This is a genomic window from Devosia geojensis (genome assembly GCF_000969415.1).
Lineage (GTDB): Bacteria > Pseudomonadota > Alphaproteobacteria > Rhizobiales > Devosiaceae > Devosia > Devosia geojensis.
Map to the genome: position 1 here is coordinate 86,261 of NZ_JZEX01000039.1, position 16,241 is coordinate 102,501.

Annotated in this window: 18 protein-coding genes; 11 read left to right on the plus strand and 7 right to left on the minus strand. The window is 66.4% G+C overall.

What is annotated here, in order from left to right:
• Positions 1–2 precede the first annotated feature (2 nt).
• Positions 3–1,055 (plus strand): sn-glycerol-3-phosphate import ATP-binding protein UgpC, encoded by a 1,053-nt coding sequence (locus tag VE25_RS02625; RefSeq protein ID WP_046107028.1) that lies wholly within the window; start codon positions 3–5, stop codon positions 1,053–1,055.
• A 27-nt stretch (positions 1,056–1,082) separates the two neighbouring features.
• Here VE25_RS02625 and VE25_RS02630 read toward each other — a convergent pair whose 3' ends face one another.
• Positions 1,083–1,808 (minus strand): SIMPL domain-containing protein, encoded by a 726-nt coding sequence (locus VE25_RS02630; protein ID WP_046107029.1) that lies wholly within the window; start codon positions 1,806–1,808, stop codon positions 1,083–1,085.
• An 82-nt stretch (positions 1,809–1,890) separates the two neighbouring features.
• Here VE25_RS02630 and VE25_RS02635 point away from each other — a divergent pair, with 82 nt between their 5' ends.
• The gene (locus VE25_RS02635) at positions 1,891–2,931 is read left to right on the plus strand and encodes a Gfo/Idh/MocA family protein (RefSeq protein ID WP_046107030.1); all 1,041 of its coding nucleotides are present in this window, start codon (positions 1,891–1,893) and stop codon (positions 2,929–2,931) included.
• A gap of 10 nt (positions 2,932–2,941) precedes the next feature.
• Here VE25_RS02635 and VE25_RS02640 read toward each other — a convergent pair whose 3' ends face one another.
• From VE25_RS02640 to VE25_RS02655, 4 genes are all read right to left on the minus strand, one after another.
• On the minus strand, positions 2,942–4,579 hold the full coding sequence (locus VE25_RS02640; RefSeq protein WP_046107031.1) for an ABC transporter ATP-binding protein: 1,638 nt from the start codon (positions 4,577–4,579) through the stop codon (positions 2,942–2,944).
• Complete coding sequence (locus VE25_RS02645) at positions 4,579–5,535, minus strand: ABC transporter permease (RefSeq protein WP_046107032.1); 957 nt, start codon at positions 5,533–5,535, stop codon at positions 4,579–4,581. The genes VE25_RS02640 and VE25_RS02645 overlap by 1 nt, the downstream gene beginning before the upstream one ends.
• A gap of 5 nt (positions 5,536–5,540) precedes the next feature.
• Positions 5,541–6,521, minus strand: a complete 981-nt coding sequence (locus VE25_RS02650) for an ABC transporter permease (protein WP_046107033.1) — start codon at positions 6,519–6,521, stop codon at positions 5,541–5,543.
• 80 nt (positions 6,522–6,601) lie between these two features.
• Positions 6,602–8,185: an ABC transporter substrate-binding protein gene (locus VE25_RS02655; protein WP_046107034.1), complete on the minus strand. Its 1,584-nt coding sequence runs from the start codon at positions 8,183–8,185 to the stop codon at positions 6,602–6,604.
• Positions 8,186–8,433: 248 nt separating this feature from the next.
• On the opposite strand from VE25_RS02655, the gene VE25_RS02660 reads away from it, so the two are divergent.
• From VE25_RS02660 to VE25_RS02675, 4 genes are all read left to right on the plus strand, one after another.
• Positions 8,434–8,826 carry a VOC family protein gene (locus VE25_RS02660; protein WP_046107035.1) on the plus strand — a complete coding sequence of 131 codons (393 nt, stop codon included), beginning with the start codon at positions 8,434–8,436 and terminating at the stop codon, positions 8,824–8,826.
• Entirely contained in the window at positions 8,823–9,326 is a 504-nt protein-coding gene (locus VE25_RS02665; protein ID WP_152664484.1) for a hypothetical protein, read from the plus strand. Before VE25_RS02660 ends, VE25_RS02665 begins: the two co-directional genes overlap by 4 nt.
• 63 nt (positions 9,327–9,389) lie before the next feature.
• The gene (locus tag VE25_RS02670) at positions 9,390–10,316 is read left to right on the plus strand and encodes an aldo/keto reductase (RefSeq protein ID WP_046107037.1); all 927 of its coding nucleotides are present in this window, start codon (positions 9,390–9,392) and stop codon (positions 10,314–10,316) included.
• A 79-nt stretch (positions 10,317–10,395) separates the two neighbouring features.
• Positions 10,396–10,788, plus strand: a complete 393-nt coding sequence (locus VE25_RS02675; protein WP_046107038.1) for a YciI family protein — start codon at positions 10,396–10,398, stop codon at positions 10,786–10,788.
• Positions 10,789–10,792: 4 nt separating this feature from the next.
• Here VE25_RS02675 and VE25_RS02680 read toward each other — a convergent pair whose 3' ends face one another.
• Both VE25_RS02680 and VE25_RS02685 read right to left on the minus strand, forming a co-directional pair.
• Positions 10,793–11,731 (minus strand): Gfo/Idh/MocA family protein, encoded by a 939-nt coding sequence (locus VE25_RS02680; protein ID WP_046107039.1) that lies wholly within the window; start codon positions 11,729–11,731, stop codon positions 10,793–10,795.
• Between the two features lie 161 nt (positions 11,732–11,892).
• Positions 11,893–13,146, minus strand: a complete 1,254-nt coding sequence (locus tag VE25_RS02685; RefSeq protein ID WP_244466847.1) for a glycerate kinase type-2 family protein — start codon at positions 13,144–13,146, stop codon at positions 11,893–11,895.
• 159 nt (positions 13,147–13,305) lie between these two features.
• Here VE25_RS02685 and VE25_RS02690 point away from each other — a divergent pair, with 159 nt between their 5' ends.
• From VE25_RS02690 to VE25_RS02710, 5 genes are read left to right on the plus strand one after another with little or no spacing between them, the layout of a single operon-like run.
• Positions 13,306–14,007: a DUF1045 domain-containing protein gene (locus VE25_RS02690; RefSeq protein WP_046107040.1), complete on the plus strand. Its 702-nt coding sequence runs from the start codon at positions 13,306–13,308 to the stop codon at positions 14,005–14,007.
• Positions 14,004–15,131, plus strand: a complete 1,128-nt coding sequence (locus VE25_RS02695) for an alpha-D-ribose 1-methylphosphonate 5-triphosphate diphosphatase (protein WP_046107041.1) — start codon at positions 14,004–14,006, stop codon at positions 15,129–15,131. The genes VE25_RS02690 and VE25_RS02695 overlap by 4 nt, the downstream gene beginning before the upstream one ends.
• 2 nt (positions 15,132–15,133) lie before the next feature.
• On the plus strand, positions 15,134–15,700 hold the full coding sequence (gene phnN / locus VE25_RS02700) for a phosphonate metabolism protein/1,5-bisphosphokinase (PRPP-forming) PhnN (protein WP_046107042.1): 567 nt from the start codon (positions 15,134–15,136) through the stop codon (positions 15,698–15,700).
• A 57-nt stretch (positions 15,701–15,757) separates the two neighbouring features.
• Entirely contained in the window at positions 15,758–15,904 is a 147-nt protein-coding gene (locus VE25_RS23090; protein WP_046107043.1) for a hypothetical protein, read from the plus strand.
• Complete coding sequence (locus tag VE25_RS02710) at positions 15,897–16,121, plus strand: hypothetical protein (RefSeq protein ID WP_046107044.1); 225 nt, start codon at positions 15,897–15,899, stop codon at positions 16,119–16,121. Before VE25_RS23090 ends, VE25_RS02710 begins: the two co-directional genes overlap by 8 nt.
• Positions 16,122–16,241: the final 120 nt, after the last annotated feature.

The window sequence follows — 16,241 nt, forward strand, 5'->3', positions numbered from 1 at the left end:
CCATGGCAAACATCGATATTTCCGGGGTCAAGAAGGTCTATCCCGGGAACGTGACGGCCATCCACGATCTCGACCTTTCCATCGATGACGGCGAACTCGTCGTCCTCGTCGGTCCGTCGGGCTGCGGAAAGTCGACGCTTCTGCGCATGATCGCGGGCCTCGAGACCATCACCGAGGGCACCGTCGCCATCGGCGGGGACGTGGTCAACCGCAAGGAACCGGCCGAGCGCGACATCGCCATGGTCTTCCAGAACTACGCGCTCTATCCGCACATGAGCGTGCGGGGGAACCTCGAATACGGCCTCAAGAACCGCGGCACTCCGCGGCCCGAGATCGACAAGCGCGTGACCGAGGCTGCCCGCATCCTCGAGATCGAGCCGTTCCTCGAGCGCAAGCCCCGCCAGCTCTCCGGCGGCCAGCGCCAGCGCGTCGCCATGGGCCGCGCGATCGTGCGGCATCCCAAGGCCTTCCTTTTCGACGAGCCGCTCTCCAACCTAGACGCGAAACTGCGCGGCCAGATGCGCATCGAGATCAAGCGCATCCAGCGCAGCCTCAAGACCACCAGCGTCTACGTGACCCACGACCAGCTCGAGGCGATGACGCTGGCCGACCGGCTGGTGGTGATGAACGCGGGACGCATCGAACAGGTCGGCAAGCCGGTCGAGCTCTACGAGAAGCCCGCCTCGCTCTTCGTTGCCGGTTTCATCGGCTCGCCGCCGATGAACATCTTCGAGACGGCGACGCTGCGCGAGCTGCCGGGCGTGTCGCTGCCCGCCTCGCTACCGCAGGGCGCCGACGTCATCGGGGTACGGCCGGACTCCATCGTTCTCGACCAGCCGGCGGGCGCTGCCATTGCGCTCAAGGGCACGGTCGAGCTCATCGAGCCCGTGGGCGGGGAAAGCCACGTCTATGTGCGCCTGGCCGGCATCGAGCAGATCGTCATCCTCGTCGTCCAGGGCCGCGCAACGTTCGGCGAGACGGACGAAGTCGCGTTCTACCTGCCGGAAGCGGCCTTGCACCCGTTCGACAAGACGAGCGGCCGACGGATCGAATAAGTAAAAGGGGGCGCCGAGCGCCCCTTTTTAATCTACCAGCGAATAGGTGATCGTCGTCACCACGCGCACTTTCTTGGCGATCTGCTTTTCCGGCCGGTCGTTGGGGATCTCGACGGCGGGCAGGATCTCGAAGACGCCCTGATTGGCATTCTGGATGTCGCCGACGACGGCGCCGGATTCGCGGGCAAACTGCTCGGCAGTCTCGCGGGCGCGCTGGGTGGCCTCGGTCAGCATCTCGGACTTGAGGTCGTTGATGCCGGTGAAGACGAAGGACGCACCGGCCGTGTAGGCGTCGGACGAGAAGACGACGCCCTGCCGCAAGAGGTCGGCGACCGAACGCGAGGCATCGGCAAGGTCACGCACGCGATCGGTGGTGACCAGCATGTCTTCGGTCAGCACGAAGCGGAACTCGTCAGGCGTCGAGCCGGCGTTGTAGCCGGCGGCGCGGTCCTCGACGAGGACGTTCTGCACCTGGATCTCCTCCTCGGCGAAACCGCGCTCGGTCAGGAACGCATAGACCGCCGCCTCGGACTGTTCGAGCCCGGCGCGGGCAGCCTCGAGGGTCGCGCCGGTCGCCACGAACCGGATGGGCCAGAAGCCCAGATTGGCCTCTACGTCACGCTCGGAGAGGCCTTTGACCGTGACGACACGAAGCGGCGCACGGCTTTCGACGATCGATGTGCCGACGAACCAGCCCGCAAGCGCGATGCCGGCGGCAAGAAGGATGGCGCCCAGAACAGCGGCTATTCTCATGAGTGTCCCCAGTGTGTATGCCCTGACGGGCGAACGTCGCGCGCAATGGCGATCGAGGCAAGAGGTAAGAGGGAGCAGCTGAATGGCCGATGAACGGGGCAGGATCGGACTGGGAATCGTCGGGGCCGGCATGGGCGCCAGGCCGCATGCATTGGCGCTCAACGCGCTGAAGGACGAGATCGCCGTGCGTGGCGTCTATCGGCGTGACAGGCAAGCCCGCGAAGCGTTCTGCGCCGAACACGGCTTTCCGCCCGCCCAGAGCCTCGAAGAGCTGCTGTCAGATCCGCAGATCGACGCCATTCTCGTCCTCACCCCGCCCAATGCGCGTGAACAGATCGTCAAAGCCGCCGCGCAGGCGGGTAAGCACATCCTCATGGAAAAACCGGTGGAGCGCACGACCGCCGCGGCCGAACGGATCGTTGCGGCGTGCGAGGCCTCCGGGGTCACCCTCGGCGTCGTCTTCCAGCACCGCTTCCGTGCCGCATCGCGGGCATTGGAGCTGGCCATGAAGGAGCGCCGCTTCGGTTCGCTTCAGGCGGTCCACCTCGTCGTGCCGTGGTGGCGGGCGCAGCAGGGCTACTACGACCAGCCGGGGCGCGGCACGCTCGCCCAGGATGGCGGCGGGGTGCTGATCACCCAGGCCATCCATTCGCTCGACCTGATGCTGTCGCTGACCGGTCCGGTGCGCGAGGTCACGGCGCTCGCCGCGACCACCGAGCTGCATCGCATGGAGACCGAGGATTTCGTTGCGGGCGGGCTTGCCTTCGAGAACGGCGCTGCCGGCGCTCTGATGGCAACAACCGCCAACTATCCCGGCGGCCCCGAGAGCCTCACCCTCAATTTCGACAAGGCAAGCGCAACACTCGCTGCCGGCACGCTCACGGTCTCCTGGCTCGACGGCCGGCGCGAGAGTATCGGCGAGCCGAGCGAAGGCGGCGGGGGCGCCGACCCCATGGCGTTCCCCTTCGACTGGCACAAGGCGCTGATCGCCGACTTCATCGACGCGATCCGCACCGGCCGCCAGCCGCTCTCGAACGGACGCACGGCGCTGGAGGTGCACTGGCTGATCGACGCGCTGCTGTCGTCGGCCCGGGAGGGGGGGCGGGTGGCGGTGGGGCGCTAGCCCTCACACCTCACGCCACCTTGGAGATATCCGGCACCGCATCCAGCAGCATCTTGGTATAGTCCGCCTGCGGATTGTCGAAGATCGCGTCGACCGGGCCCGATTCCACCAGCACGCCATTGTGCAGCACGCCGACGGCGCTCGACATCTGCCGCACGACCGCCAGGTTATGGCTGATGAGGAGGTAGGTGAGCCCGAACTCCTCCTGCAGCGCGCTCATCAGGTCGAGCACCTGCGCCTGCACCGAGACGTCGAGAGCCGAGGTCGGTTCATCGCAGACGATGAACTCGGGCTGGCTCGAAAGCGCGCGGGCAATGGCGATGCGCTGGCGCTGGCCGCCGGAGAACTCGTGCGGGAACTTCTTCATGGCGCCAGGTTCCAACCGCACCTTGGTCAAGAGGTCTGCGACGCGATCCTGGACCTCGGTGCGGTTGCGCGCGATGCCGAGGGTCTTCATCGGTTCGGCGACGATATCGGCCACCCGCCAGCGCGGGTTGAGGCTGGCATAGGGGTCCTGGAAGATCATCTGCACGCGCCGGCGCCGCTCGCGCAGGCCATGGGCGCCGGCCCACACGTCATGGCCGTCGACATGGATCGAGCCTGAGGTCGGACGCAGGAGGCCGACGATCATCTTGGCGCAGGTCGACTTGCCCGAGCCCGATTCCCCGACGAGCCCGAAGGTCTTGCCTTTGGCGATCGAGAACGAGACCTCGTTGACGGCACGGAATATCTCGACCTTGCCCGGCAGCAGGCGGGTGAAGGCCGAGCGGCCGAGCTCGAAGTCGCGCACGAGGTCGCGGATCTCGACGAAGGCGCGATCGTCGTTGGCGGCCTCGGGCGCGATCGTTTCGCCAGTGCGCGAGATTGTCGGGATCGAATCGATGAGCTTGATCGTGTAGGGCTCGCGCGGACGACGGATGATGTCGCCGACGGTGCCGGTTTCGACGATCTTGCCATGATGCATGACGATCATGCGATCGGCGGTCTGGGCGATGACGCCCATGTCGTGGGTAATGAGCATGATCGCCGCGCCGTGGCTGGCGCAGAGCTTTTTCAGGACCTTGATGATCTGGGCCTGCACCGAGACGTCAAGCGCCGAGGTCGGTTCGTCCGCGATGATGAGTTCGGGCTCGGCGGCAATGGCGAGCGCGATGACGACCCGCTGACGCATGCCGCCCGAGAACTGGTGCGGGTAGCTGTCGATGCGTTCGGCGGCCTTGGGGATGCCCGCTTCGACGAGCAGGTCGATGGCCTTCCGGCGCGCTTCGGCCTCCGAGAGCGGCAGATGGGCGCGGATGGTCTCGACGAGCTGCCGGCCGACCGTGTAGAGCGGATTGAGGCTGGTCAGCGGATCCTGGAAGACCATGCCGATTCGCTTGCCGCGCAGCTTGGCCCGCGCATCCTCCGGCAGGTTGTCGATGCGCTCGCCCTTGAGGCGGATCTCGCCGCCCGCGATATGGCCGGGCCGCTCGATGAGGCCGATGACGGCGGCGCCGGTCATCGACTTGCCGGCGCCGGACTCCCCGACGACCCCCACCACTTCGCCGGGCATGATCTCGAACGACACGTCGTCGACGGCGCGGAACACGTCGTCCCGGAAGGGGAACTCGACGACGAGGTTCTTTACGGAAAGGACAGGCTCGGTCATCAGCGCAGCTTCGGGTTGAGAGCGTCGCGCAGCCAGTCGCCGAGGAGGTTGACCGAGAGCGCGAGCAGGACGAGGGTGACAGCGGGAAAGAGCAGGATCCACCACTCGCCCGAGAACAGGAACTGCTGGCCGATGCGGATGAGCGTTCCGAGCGAAGGCTGGGTCGGCGGCACGCCGACGCCGAGATAGGAGAGCGTCGCCTCCTCGATGATGGCGAGCGCCAGCCCGATGGTGCCGATGACGAGCACGGGACCGAGCACGTTGGGCAGCACGTGCCGCAGCAGGATGAGGATCGGGTTGACCCCGAGGATGCGGGCGGCAGCCACATAGTCCTTCTGCCGCTCGACCATGGTGGCGCCGCGCACGGTACGGGCGAACTGGGCCCAGTTGGCGAGCCCGATGGCAAGGATCAGCACCCAGACGGCCGCTCCCTCCTGGTGGTTGGGCGGGATGATGCCACGCGCCACGCCGAAGATGAGGAGCGCGATGAGAATCGCCGGGAAGGAAAGCTGCACGTCGGCAACGCGCATGATGACGGCGTCGGCGAGTCCTCCGGCATAGCCGGCGACCAGCCCGAGGCCGACGCCCATGACCATGGCGAAGAGCGTCGCCATGATGCCGACGAACAGCGACACCCGCGAGCCGTACATGATGGTCGAGAGGACGTCGCGGCCCTGGTTGTCGGTGCCGAGCAGGAAATAGCGGTCCGAATAGGAGGCGGAATTGGGCGGCGTCATGCCGTCCATGAGGTTGAGGGTCGCCGGGTTGAAGGGGTTGTAGGGCGCAATCCAGGGCGCCAGGACCGCCATGAGGATCAATGCCAGGGCGACGATGGAGGCAACGATGGTTACCGGCGAATGCCGGTAGGACCACACGAGGTCCGAGCGCCAGAAGGTGGCGAGGCGCGAGGTGCGCGCCGGCACGGGCTGCTCGGGCGAATGGGGCAGGTCCGTCAAGAGCCTTATCTCCCGGTACGCGCGCCGTCTCTCAGGCGCGGATCAACGATGAAGTAGAGAATGTCGACGATGAGGTTGATGACGACGAACACCAGTGCGACGAAGACGAGGTAGGCGGCCATGACCGGCACGTCGACGACCTGCACGGAATTGACGAAGAGCGAGCCGACGCCGGGCCACTGGAACACCGTCTCGGTGATGATGGCGAAGGCGATGACCGAGCCCAGTTGCAGGCCGGCGATGGTGATGACCGGCACCAGCGTATTGCGCAGCGCGTGGCCGAAATTGATCGCCCGCTGCGAGAGCCCGCGGGCCCGCGCGAAACGGATATAGTCGGTACGCATCACCTCCAGCATCTCGGCGCGCACAAGGCGCATGATGAGGGTCAGCTGGAAGAGCGAGAGGGTGATCGCCGGCAGGATCAGCGAGCGCCAGCCGGATTCGGTCAGCAGCCCCGTCCGCCACCAGCCGAGCTGGACCACCTGCCCGCGCCCGAAGGAGGGCAGGACCTTGAGCTCGACGGCAAACAGGTAGATGAGCCCTATGCCGATGAGGAAGGTCGGCAGCGACACGCCGACGAGCGAGATGGTCATGATGACCGCCGACGAGAACGAGCGGGGCTTCAAGGCCGTATAGATGCCGAGCACCACGCCGAAGACGAGGGCGATCAGCGCCGAGGCGAAGGCGAGCTCGATGGTTGCCGGCAGGCGCTCGAGGATGAGCTGACTCACCGGCTGCTGCAGCCGGTAGGAAATGCCAAACTGACCCTGCAAGGCATTGCCCACGAACCGGACGAACTGCACGTAGAAGGGATCATTGAGCCCGAGCCGCGTACGCAACTGCTCGATGTCGCCGGTGGTGGCATCCTGACCGACCATCGAGACGACGGGATCGCCGACATAACGGAAGACCATGAAGGCGATGAAGGCGACGACGAGCATGACCAGCACGGATTGCCCGAGACGTCGCAGGATGAAGGCCAGCATATCGCGGCTCTCCGAATTGGAACCGCCGCGCAGCGCTCCCGAAGGGTGCTGCGCGGCGGTGGTTGAGGCTCAGGTCTCGACTATTCCGAGAAGGTGACCGTGGTCATGCGCGGCTGGTCCTCGGGGTGGACCGCCAGGTTGATGCCCTCGCGCATGGCGTAGTTGAGCACCTGGTTGTGCACCGGCAGCAGCACGCGGTCGGCCTTCACCACCTCCCAGATTTCGGCGATGGTCTGGTTGCGCACGTCGAGGTCGGTCTCGGTGCCGAGCGAGATGATCTTCTCGTCGAGCTCGGGGTTGGAGTAGAGGCCGACGTTGTAGGTGCCGTGCGTCTCGGTCTTGGTGTGGACGAGGTCGTTGAAGATATAGGCCGAGTCGAAGGTCGGCACGCCCCAGCCGAGCAGGTAGAAGTCCGACTCGTTGGCCAGGATGATCGGCGAGTGCTCGGCGACGGGGCGCGAGGCCAGCGTCACCTGGATGCCGATCTGGCCGAGCATGCCGACGAACGCCGTCGAGACCGCCTCGTCGTTGACATAGCGGTTGTTGGGCGTATCGAGCGTGACGGTGAAACCGTCGGGGTAGCCCGCCTCAGCCATCAGCTCGCGGGCCCGTTCGACGTTCGGCGCCGGATAGGCGTCGAGTTCTTCGGTCCAGCCGTTGACGAAGGGCGGGGTCGCCACGCCCGTCGGCAGCGAATTGCCGCGCATCACCACCTGCCGGATGGCGTCGCGATCGAGCGCCAGCTCCATCGCCTCGCGCACCAGCGGGTTGTTGAAGGGATTGGAGTCGGTGATGTTGGAGGACCTGAGCGGTTCCTCGCCGAAACGGTAGCCGAAATAGATGATGCGGTTCTCGGGGCCGGTCTCGACCTTGAAACCCTCGGTCGAGGAAAGGCGCTCGATATCCTGGACCGGCACGTCCTGGACGAGATCGACGTCGCCCGACAGGAGCGCGGCGACGCGCGTGGCGGCGTCGGCGATGGGCAGGTAGATGATCTCGGTGACGGCCGGGGGCTCCTCGGCCCAGTGATCCTCAAAGGCGGTGAGGACCGTCTGGACGTCGACCTCGCGCGAGGTCAGGACGTAAGGACCGGTGCCATTGGCGTTGAGAACTGCATAATTGCTCTCGCCGCTGGCGAAATCCTGCACTTCCTGCAGGTCGTGTTCCTCGGACCAGCCCCGGTCCATGATGAAGGTGTTGGTGACGTTGTTCGGATAGATCGGGGCGGGCCCGACCATTTGGAACTCGACGGTGTAGTCGTCGACGGCGGCCACAGATTCCACCTCGGCGTGGAGCTGGCGCATGTTGGAGTGCTCGGACTTGGCGCGCTCGATGGAGAACACGACGTCGTCGGCGGTGAACTCGGCGCCGTCGTGGAAGGTCACGCCTTCACGCAGCTTGAAGACCCAAACGGTCGGGTCGCCTTCCTTGAGGTACCACTCGGTGGCGAGGCGTGGCTGCAGGTTGCCGTCGACGTCACGGTCGAGAAGCGTCTCGTAGATGTGGTGGCCGAGCGTGTGCGTCACGCCCTGGTTCTGCGAATGCGGGTCGAGGGTCAGCGAATCCGAAGCGCGCGCCCAGCGCAGGGTTTCGGCGTTGGCCACACCGGCGAGCATCGTCGTGGCAACGAGCGCCGCCGCGATGCGGGTCAGTGAAGAGTGCATGAATGGTCTCCCGTTCCTGAATGCGCTGGCAGTGTTCATGCCCCGCCAGCTTGGTGGACAGAAAAGCCGCTTTTGGTTCGGTACGCAATGGGGACTTTGACCACTTGGTCAATCCGATGGCATTCCGGTGACGATCCGATGACTTTCCCCGAGGTTCGGAATCGGCTTGGATGGTCTCGACGCGGGCCGTTCGATGCACCGGAACAGTCGCGTTCCATCGGCAGAAAAGATCAGGAATCCAACGCATTATGTCCCGCTCCATTGCCACGGTTGCCCTGGTTGTCGCCGACTACGACGATGCGGTCACGTTTTACTGTGAAAAACTGGGTTTCATCCTTTTCTGCGATACCGACCTCGGTGACGGCAAGCGGTGGGTGACAGTCGGCCCGGCGGGCGGGAACGGCGCCCGGCTGCTCCTGGCCCGCGCCGACGGCAAGCGGCAGGCCGATGCGGTCGGCAATCAGACGGGCGGGCGCGTCGGCTTCTTTCTCGAGACCGACGAGTTCGAGCGCGACCACCGGGCGATGCGCGAGAAGGGCGTCAACTTCCTCGAGGCGCCGCGATCCGAACCCTATGGTATGGTCGCCGTCTTCGAGGATCTCTACGGCAACCGGTGGGACCTCATCGAGCCAAGGGCATGAAGGAGGGAGCGATGCGGCGGGCGATGTTCGCGGGGTGCCTCTGCCTTGCGACGACGATGTCCGCCGTCGCCCAGCAGGAAGGCTGGCGCTATTCGCCGCTGCCGGGGGAAGGCGACCGGGCGACCATGGGATGCGCGCTCGAATCCGACCCGGACGAATTCGCCTGTCTTGCGGTGCGTTGTGAAAGCGATTTCTCGGTTGGCCTTTATATCCACACCAGCCTTGGGGCGGCCGATATCGGGGCATGGAGGATCACCGTCGACAAGGAGGAGCGCGGCTTCATCGGGCAGGCAAGCGCCACCGGCTACGGCGCGCGGCTGGCGGGCGATGAGGCGGGCGATCTGGAATGGCTGCTCGACGGGCTGAAACAGGGCGCAGCGGCCTTCCTCGATCCGGGCACACGCGCTAGTCTCACCCGGAACTACATCCCGCTCGACGGCTCCCTCTACGCCATCAACACCGCCCTCGCCTATTGCGCGCCGCGTCTGCAGACGGGTTGACGGGCGAACCATCGGACGCCGACCGCGTTTGCCATCTCGACGCTACTGGAAAGGAACCGACCCATGGATCGCCGCCCCCTTGGCCGCTCTGAACTCGTCATCGAACCGCTGGTGCTCGGCGGCAACGTCTTCGGCTGGACGGTGGACGAGCCGACGGGTTTCGCCATCCTCGATGCCTTCGTCGATCATGGATTCACCGCCATCGACACCGCCGACGTCTACGGCAAGGGCAAGTCCGAAACACTGATCGGCAACTGGCTGAAGGCCCGCGGCAACCGCGAGAGCGTCCATATCTTCACCAAGGTCGGCTCGGAGATGGCGCCGGACAAGAAAGGTCTCAAGGCCGACTATATCCGCGAGGCGGTCGAGGATTCCCTGAAGCGCCTCCAGACCGACTATATCGACCTCTACCAGAGCCACCGGCCCGATGCCGACACGCCGCAGGAGGAGACGCTCGAAGCCTATGACCACCTCATCCGCGCCGGGAAGGTGCGGGTCATCGGCTCATCCAATTTCACGCCGGCACAGATCAGCGAGGCACTCGAAACGGCGGTGATCAAGTCGCTGACCCGCTACGAGAGCGAGCAGCCGCACTACAACCTCTACGAACGCGACGTCTTCGAGGGCGAGTTGCAGGAGCTCGCCATCAAGGAGGATATCGGCATCATCCCCTATTTCAGCCTGGCGGCCGGGTTCCTCACCGGCAAGTACCGCTCGAGCGCGGATTTCGACAAGAGCCCGCGCGGGGCGCGCATGGAAAAGTACATGAACGACAAGGGCATGCGTATCCTTGCTGCCCTCGACGACGTGTCGGTGGCGCATGAAGCGACGCCGGCGGAAGCGGCGCTCGCCTGGCTCGTCGCGCAGCCGGGGGTGACGGCGCCCATCGCCTCGGCAACGTCGGTCAAGCAGCTCGAAAGCCTCGCCAAGGGCGTGCGCTTGAAGCTTTCCGAGGACGAGCTCGACAGGCTGACGGCGGCGGGACGCTGACGGTCAAATCGCCATTAAAATAATGTCGATTTTCTGTAAACCGAACGACTAATCCTGCCAACATGCAGGAGCATTCAACATGAAATTCGTTTGCCTCGTCTATATCGACAGCAAGGCCATGACTTCGCTCTCACCCGAGGACGACCGGCGCCTGACCGACGCGACCATCGAGGAGGACTGGAGCCTTCGCGATCGGGGGCGCCTGGTCCTCGCCCAACCGCTCCAGCCGCCCGAGGCCACGACGGTCCTGCGCATGCAGGCCGGCAAGCTCGCCCGCACGGACGGGCCCTACATGGAGACCAAGGAATTCCTCGGCGGCTTTTTCGTCATCGAGGCCGGGGACATGGACGAGGCGGTTGCCATCGCCGGCGATACGGCGATGGCGCCCTATTGCATCACCGAGATCCGGCCGGCGCTGGAGCAGGTCCACAGCGTGACCGGCCGGGGCCGGCCGCCGGCGGCGGAGGGTTAGGCGCCTACCACTCGAAGGGGTCGGTGTTGATGCGCGCGCCGAGGAGGAACGCGTCGGCGGTCAGGCGCAGGGGCGAGCCGTCGACTTCGCTCTCGCCCTTGTCGAGGAGGGTGGCGAAGCGCTCGTAGATGCGCTCGTATTCCTCGGAGGGGGCCTCGAGGGTGACCCCGCCGTTGACGCGCAGCGCCGTGCCGCCCTTTTCGAGCTTCAACTCGTCGCCCTTGACCGTCTCGATGGCGATGGTCCAGATCTCGCCGGACTCTTCGAGCCAGTTGAAGCCGGCGCTCATCTGTGGCTTGTGCACCTCGCCCGATTTGAAAACGATCTCGACGTCGACCGGCGTCTGCCGGTTGGCGGGGAAGGAGAGTTTGGCGCTTTCGACGAACACCGGGAACGGCATGATCTTGGTGAAGATCGAGAGGGCGTTGATGCCGGGATCGCAGACGCCGAAGCCGCCCGGCTCCCAAACCCAGTCCTGGCCGGGGTGCCATTTGCGTACGCTTTCGCGCCAATCGATGCGCACGGACTTGACCCCATCGGCGGCAAGGATGTCGCGAGCACGGTCGACGGCGGCGTTGTAGCGCGAGTGCCAGGTCTGGTAGATGACGCGCCCCTTGGCCCTGGCATAGGCGACGAGGTCGTCGAACTCGCAGATGGTCGGGGTCGGGGGCTTTTCCAGCATCACGTCCATGCCGGCGTCGAGCGCCTCACGCACATAGGCATGGCGCACCCCCGGCGGCGTGCAGATGGAGACGAGCCTCACTTCGGGCATCGCCGCATAGAATTCGGCAGGCGTGCGAAAGACGGGGACGTCGCGATGGCCGACGCCGCGCGTCGAAACGGTCGCAGCAAGCTCGAAATCGCCGCTCTTGTCGATCACCGGCAGATGCTGGTCCTGCGCGATCTTGCCGACGCCGATGACGGCGATCTTCCTCTTGGCCATGGGCTTTTCGTCCTCCCGTTCAAAGCGCGCTCCATAGAGCAGATCAGAGCCGGGCTGTGAAGCGGGAGCTTAGGATTCCGGAAGAAATGTGTGGCGGGGCGTAGATGCACCAGCTCCCCTCAGGGAAGGGAGGCGATCGCCGACGTCGCCGAACACTGAACCTACCGCACCACGATCGCCCGGAAGTCGTTGACGTTCGTGCCCGTCGGGCCGGTGACCAGGAGGTCGCCGATGGCGGCGAAGGCGGTGTAGGCGTCGTTGCCGGCGAGGGCGGCGAGCGGATCGATGCCGGCGCGGCGCATGCGCTGGGCGCTGGTGCCGTCGACGAAGGCGCCGGCGTTGTCCTCCGACCCGTCGATGCCGTCGGTATCGGCAGCGAGCGCCGTGACGCCCTCGAACCCGTCGATGGCGATGGCGAGCGAGAGGAGGAACTCGGCATTGCGCCCGCCCCTGCCCTTGCCGCGCAGCGTCACCGTCGTCTCGCCGCCCGAGAGCAGCACCACGGGCTTCTCGAACGGCCGGTTGCGGGTTGCGACCTCGCGGGCGATGGCGGCGTGGACGCGGGCGACCTCGCGCGATTCGCCCTCGACGGCATCGGAAAGGACCGCCGCTTCGATACCGCGCTCGCGGGCGAGATCGGCAGCGGCGGCAAGCGAGATCGCAGCCGAGGCGATCGTCGCGACGCTGTTGCCGGCAAGGCGCGGATCGGTCGGCAAGGGCGCGAGATTGTCCTCTCCAACGAGCAGCTCGGCGGCGGCCGGCGGCAGATCGATGCCATAAAGCCCGGCATATTTGCGGGCGAGCTCGCGCGGCTGGCCGAGCGCGATGGTCGGACCCGAGGCCACCACCGCCGGATCGTCGCCCGGCACGTCGGAGACGACGAGGGTCGCGACCCTTGCCGGCGCGGCGCGGGTGGCGAGGCGACCGCCCTTGATGGTCGAGAACTGGTTGCGGATGAGATTCATCACCCCGATCGGGGCGCCCGAGGCGAGGAGCGCCTTGTTGACCGCCTGCTCGTCGGCAAGCGTCAGGCCGGGCGCGGGCGCCGGCAGCAGCGAGGAACCGCCACCCGAGATCAGCGCGACGACGAGGTCGTCGGGTCCGAGGCCCGAGACCATCTCCATCAGCCGCCGTGCGGCGAGGTAGCCGGCTTCGTCCGGGACGGGATGGGCTGCCTCAACGATCTCGATCCGCTCGCATTGGCAGGCATAGCCATAGCGGGTGACGACGAGGCCGGTGAGCGGGCCCGGCCAGGCCTCTTCGAAAGCGCGCGCCATCTGCGCCGAGGCCTTGCCGGCGCCGACGACGATCGTCCTGCCCTTCGGCGGCGGCGGCAGGTGGTCGCGCACCGCCCGCTCGGGCTGGGCCACGGCCACGGCATGCGAAAAGAGCTCTTGAAGGAGGGAGCGGTCCATCGGCATCTCGACGATTCGGAAAGGGCGGGACGGCCGGGATATTGGCGGGCCGAGCACCTCAAGTCCAGCGCTCACGGGACTGTCAAGAAGTTGACATGCAGGTCGTATATGCGGCCACGTTTCTTGAGCACATTTCCAAGCAGATTCGGAAAGAGACCGATGGCCGAGCGTTACGCCGTCTACTACGCGCCCCCCGCCACCAGTGCCCTCTGGGAGCGCGCCGCCATCTGGCTCGGCCGGGACGCGGCGACCGGCGAGACCTTTGACGGCCCCGTGGCCGGCATGGACCGCAACCGGCTGCTCAATTTCACCGGCTCACCCAACCGTTACGGCTTCCATGCGACGCTGCGCTCGCCGATGCGGCTGCGCCGCGAAGCGGACGAGGGGGACCTTGCCGGAACGGTGTCGGACTTTGCCGAGGCGAACGCACCCTTCTCCATGGGACCGATGGAAATCCGCTCGCTCGACGGGTTCCTGGCCATCGTCCCCACGCAGCAGAGCGAGGAACTGACGGAGTTCGCCCAGGCCTGTGTCGAGGCGATGGAAGACCTGCGCGCGCCGCTCTCCGACAAGGAGCGCGCCCGGCGCACCGCGAGCGGCAGGCTCACCCCGCGCCAGCATGAACTCGTCGACCAGTACGGCTACCCCTATGTCGCCGAGCAGTACCGCTTCCACATGACGCTGACCGACCGGCTCGATCCGGAGGCGGCGCCGGAAATCCGGGCGGCGGCCGAAACCTGGTTCGGCCCGCTGCTCAACGGGGAAATGGTGCTCGATTCGGTCTCGATCTTTGTCGAGCCAGAGCCGGGGCTGGCTTTCCGACGCCGTGCCGACTTCGCGCTCAAGGGAGCCGCCCGATGACCCCTGCCCTGCGCAATGCCCGGATCGTCCTTGCCGACCGGGAGATCGAGGGATCGCTCTCAATCGCAGAGGGCATGATCGCGTCGGTCGACGAGGGCGCCTGCGAGACGGGCGAGGACTTCGAGGGCGACTACCTCATTGCCGGCCTCGTCGAACTGCATACCGACCACCTCGAATGGCATTACCGGCCGCGCCCGGGCGTCTACTGGGATCCGTTGGCGGCGCTCCACGCGCATGACGCGCAGATCATCGGCTCGGGGATCACCACGGTGTTCGACGCGGTGCGCATCGGCTCGTCGCCGGACGTCCGGGACATGAGCATCCATGTCGAGCGCCTGGTCGGCGCCATCCGGCGCGGGCGCGACGAGAACCGGCTCAAAGCCGAGCACCTCGTCCACCTGCGCTGCGAATTGCCGACCGAGGACGTGGTCGACCACTTCGAGACCTATGCCCGGCACGAGACGACGCAGCTCGCCTCGATGATGGACCATACGCCCGGCCAGCGCCAGTTCCGCACTATCGACGAATACAAGAAATGGTACGAGGCCGGGCGCACGCCGGAGGAGCTCGAGGTCTTCATCGCCGCGCGGCTCGAGGAGCATCACCGCTATTCGGCGCCCAACCGGCGCGCCATCGTCACGCTCGCCGACGAGCTCGGCATCGCGCTCGCCAGCCATGACGACGCGACGCTCGAGCATGTGGAGGAGGCAGTCGAGGACGGGGTCGACATCGCCGAGTTCCCGACGACGCTGGAGGCTGCCTCGGCAGCGCATGACGCCGGGCTCGCGATCCTCATGGGTGCGCCGAACGTCGTGCGCGGGCAATCGCACTCGGGCAATATCTCGGCCACCGACCTGGTGCGCGCGGGACTGCTCGACGTCCTCAGTTCCGATTACGTGCCGTTCGCCCTGATGCAGGCGGCGTTCATCCTGCCGCAGCGGGTCGACAGCATCACGCTGCCGCAGGCGCTGGCGACGGTCACCCGCAATCCGGCGGAGGCCGCCGGGCTTGACGACAGGGGCGTCATCGCGCAGGGCAAGCGCGCCGACCTCGTGCGCGTCTCGCTCATCGGCGGACAGCCGGTGGTGCGCGCCGTCTGGCGCGCGGGCGTCAGGGTCGCCTGAAGATGGCGGGACCGGGCACGCTCGTCCTCGTCGTCGGCCCCTCCGGCGTCGGCAAGGACACGCTCATCGCCGGGGCGAAAGATGCGCTCCGCGGCGACCCGGATTTCGTGTTCGTCCGGCGCATCGTGACGCGCAAGGCCGATGTCGAGGCCGAGGACCACGACACGATGGACCTCGCGAGCTTCATGGAAGCGGAGGCGGCGGGGCGCTTCGCGCTTTCCTGGCAGGCGCACGGCCTCAGCTACGCGCTGCCCGTTTCGGCAGCGACCGACGTAGCGCTGGGGCGGGTCGTCGTCGCCAATGGATCGAGGCATGTGATCGCGGAAGCGGTGCGCCGCTTTGCCCGCTGCAAGGTGGTGCTGGTGACCGCCGAGATCGCGCTGCGCGCCGAGCGGCTTTCCGCGCGCGGGCGCGAGACGCAGGTCGAGATCGCCGCGCGTCTCGCCCGCGAAGGCCCGCAGCTGCCTGAGGGGATCGAACCCACAATCGTCGATAATTCCGGAACGCTCGCCAACGGCATCGCCGCGTTCGTCATGGCCCTCAAGGGCCTTTCCGCGCAGGTTGCTTGAACCGCAAGCGCGATCAACGCGTTATAACCCCTGGACAGGTTAAACAGGGGAACATCCATGAGCCGCAACGGATTATATCTGGTGATCGCCATCCTGCTGGCGGTGGTCGTCATCTTCGGCATCTACACCTACCAGCAGGAGACGCGGCCCGGCGTCGAGATACGGGTCGACGAGCAGGGACTTTCGATCGATGGTAATGGCTGACGAACCGGATGCGCAGGAGAGCTTCGACCGGCGCGCGCTCATCGAGTCGGTGATCGCCGCCGAGCTCGAACGGCAGGCCCTGGAGGGCGCCCAGCGCATAGACGTCACCGCGATGGCCGAGGCGATCGAAGCGGCGCTCGCTGCCAACGAGCCGGCCGAACCCGATTTCGACGACGGTCGGCGGCCGGAAGAGCTCAACGCCACCAACGACGACTGAGGCATAGGCCGGATACACGCTGATACCGGTGGCTCCATCGCCTCCCTCCCCTCGAGGGGAGGGAACGAGCCGTCCCTTATACACATCTGACGCTGCCGACGAGCGGCCAAGTTGAAGAGC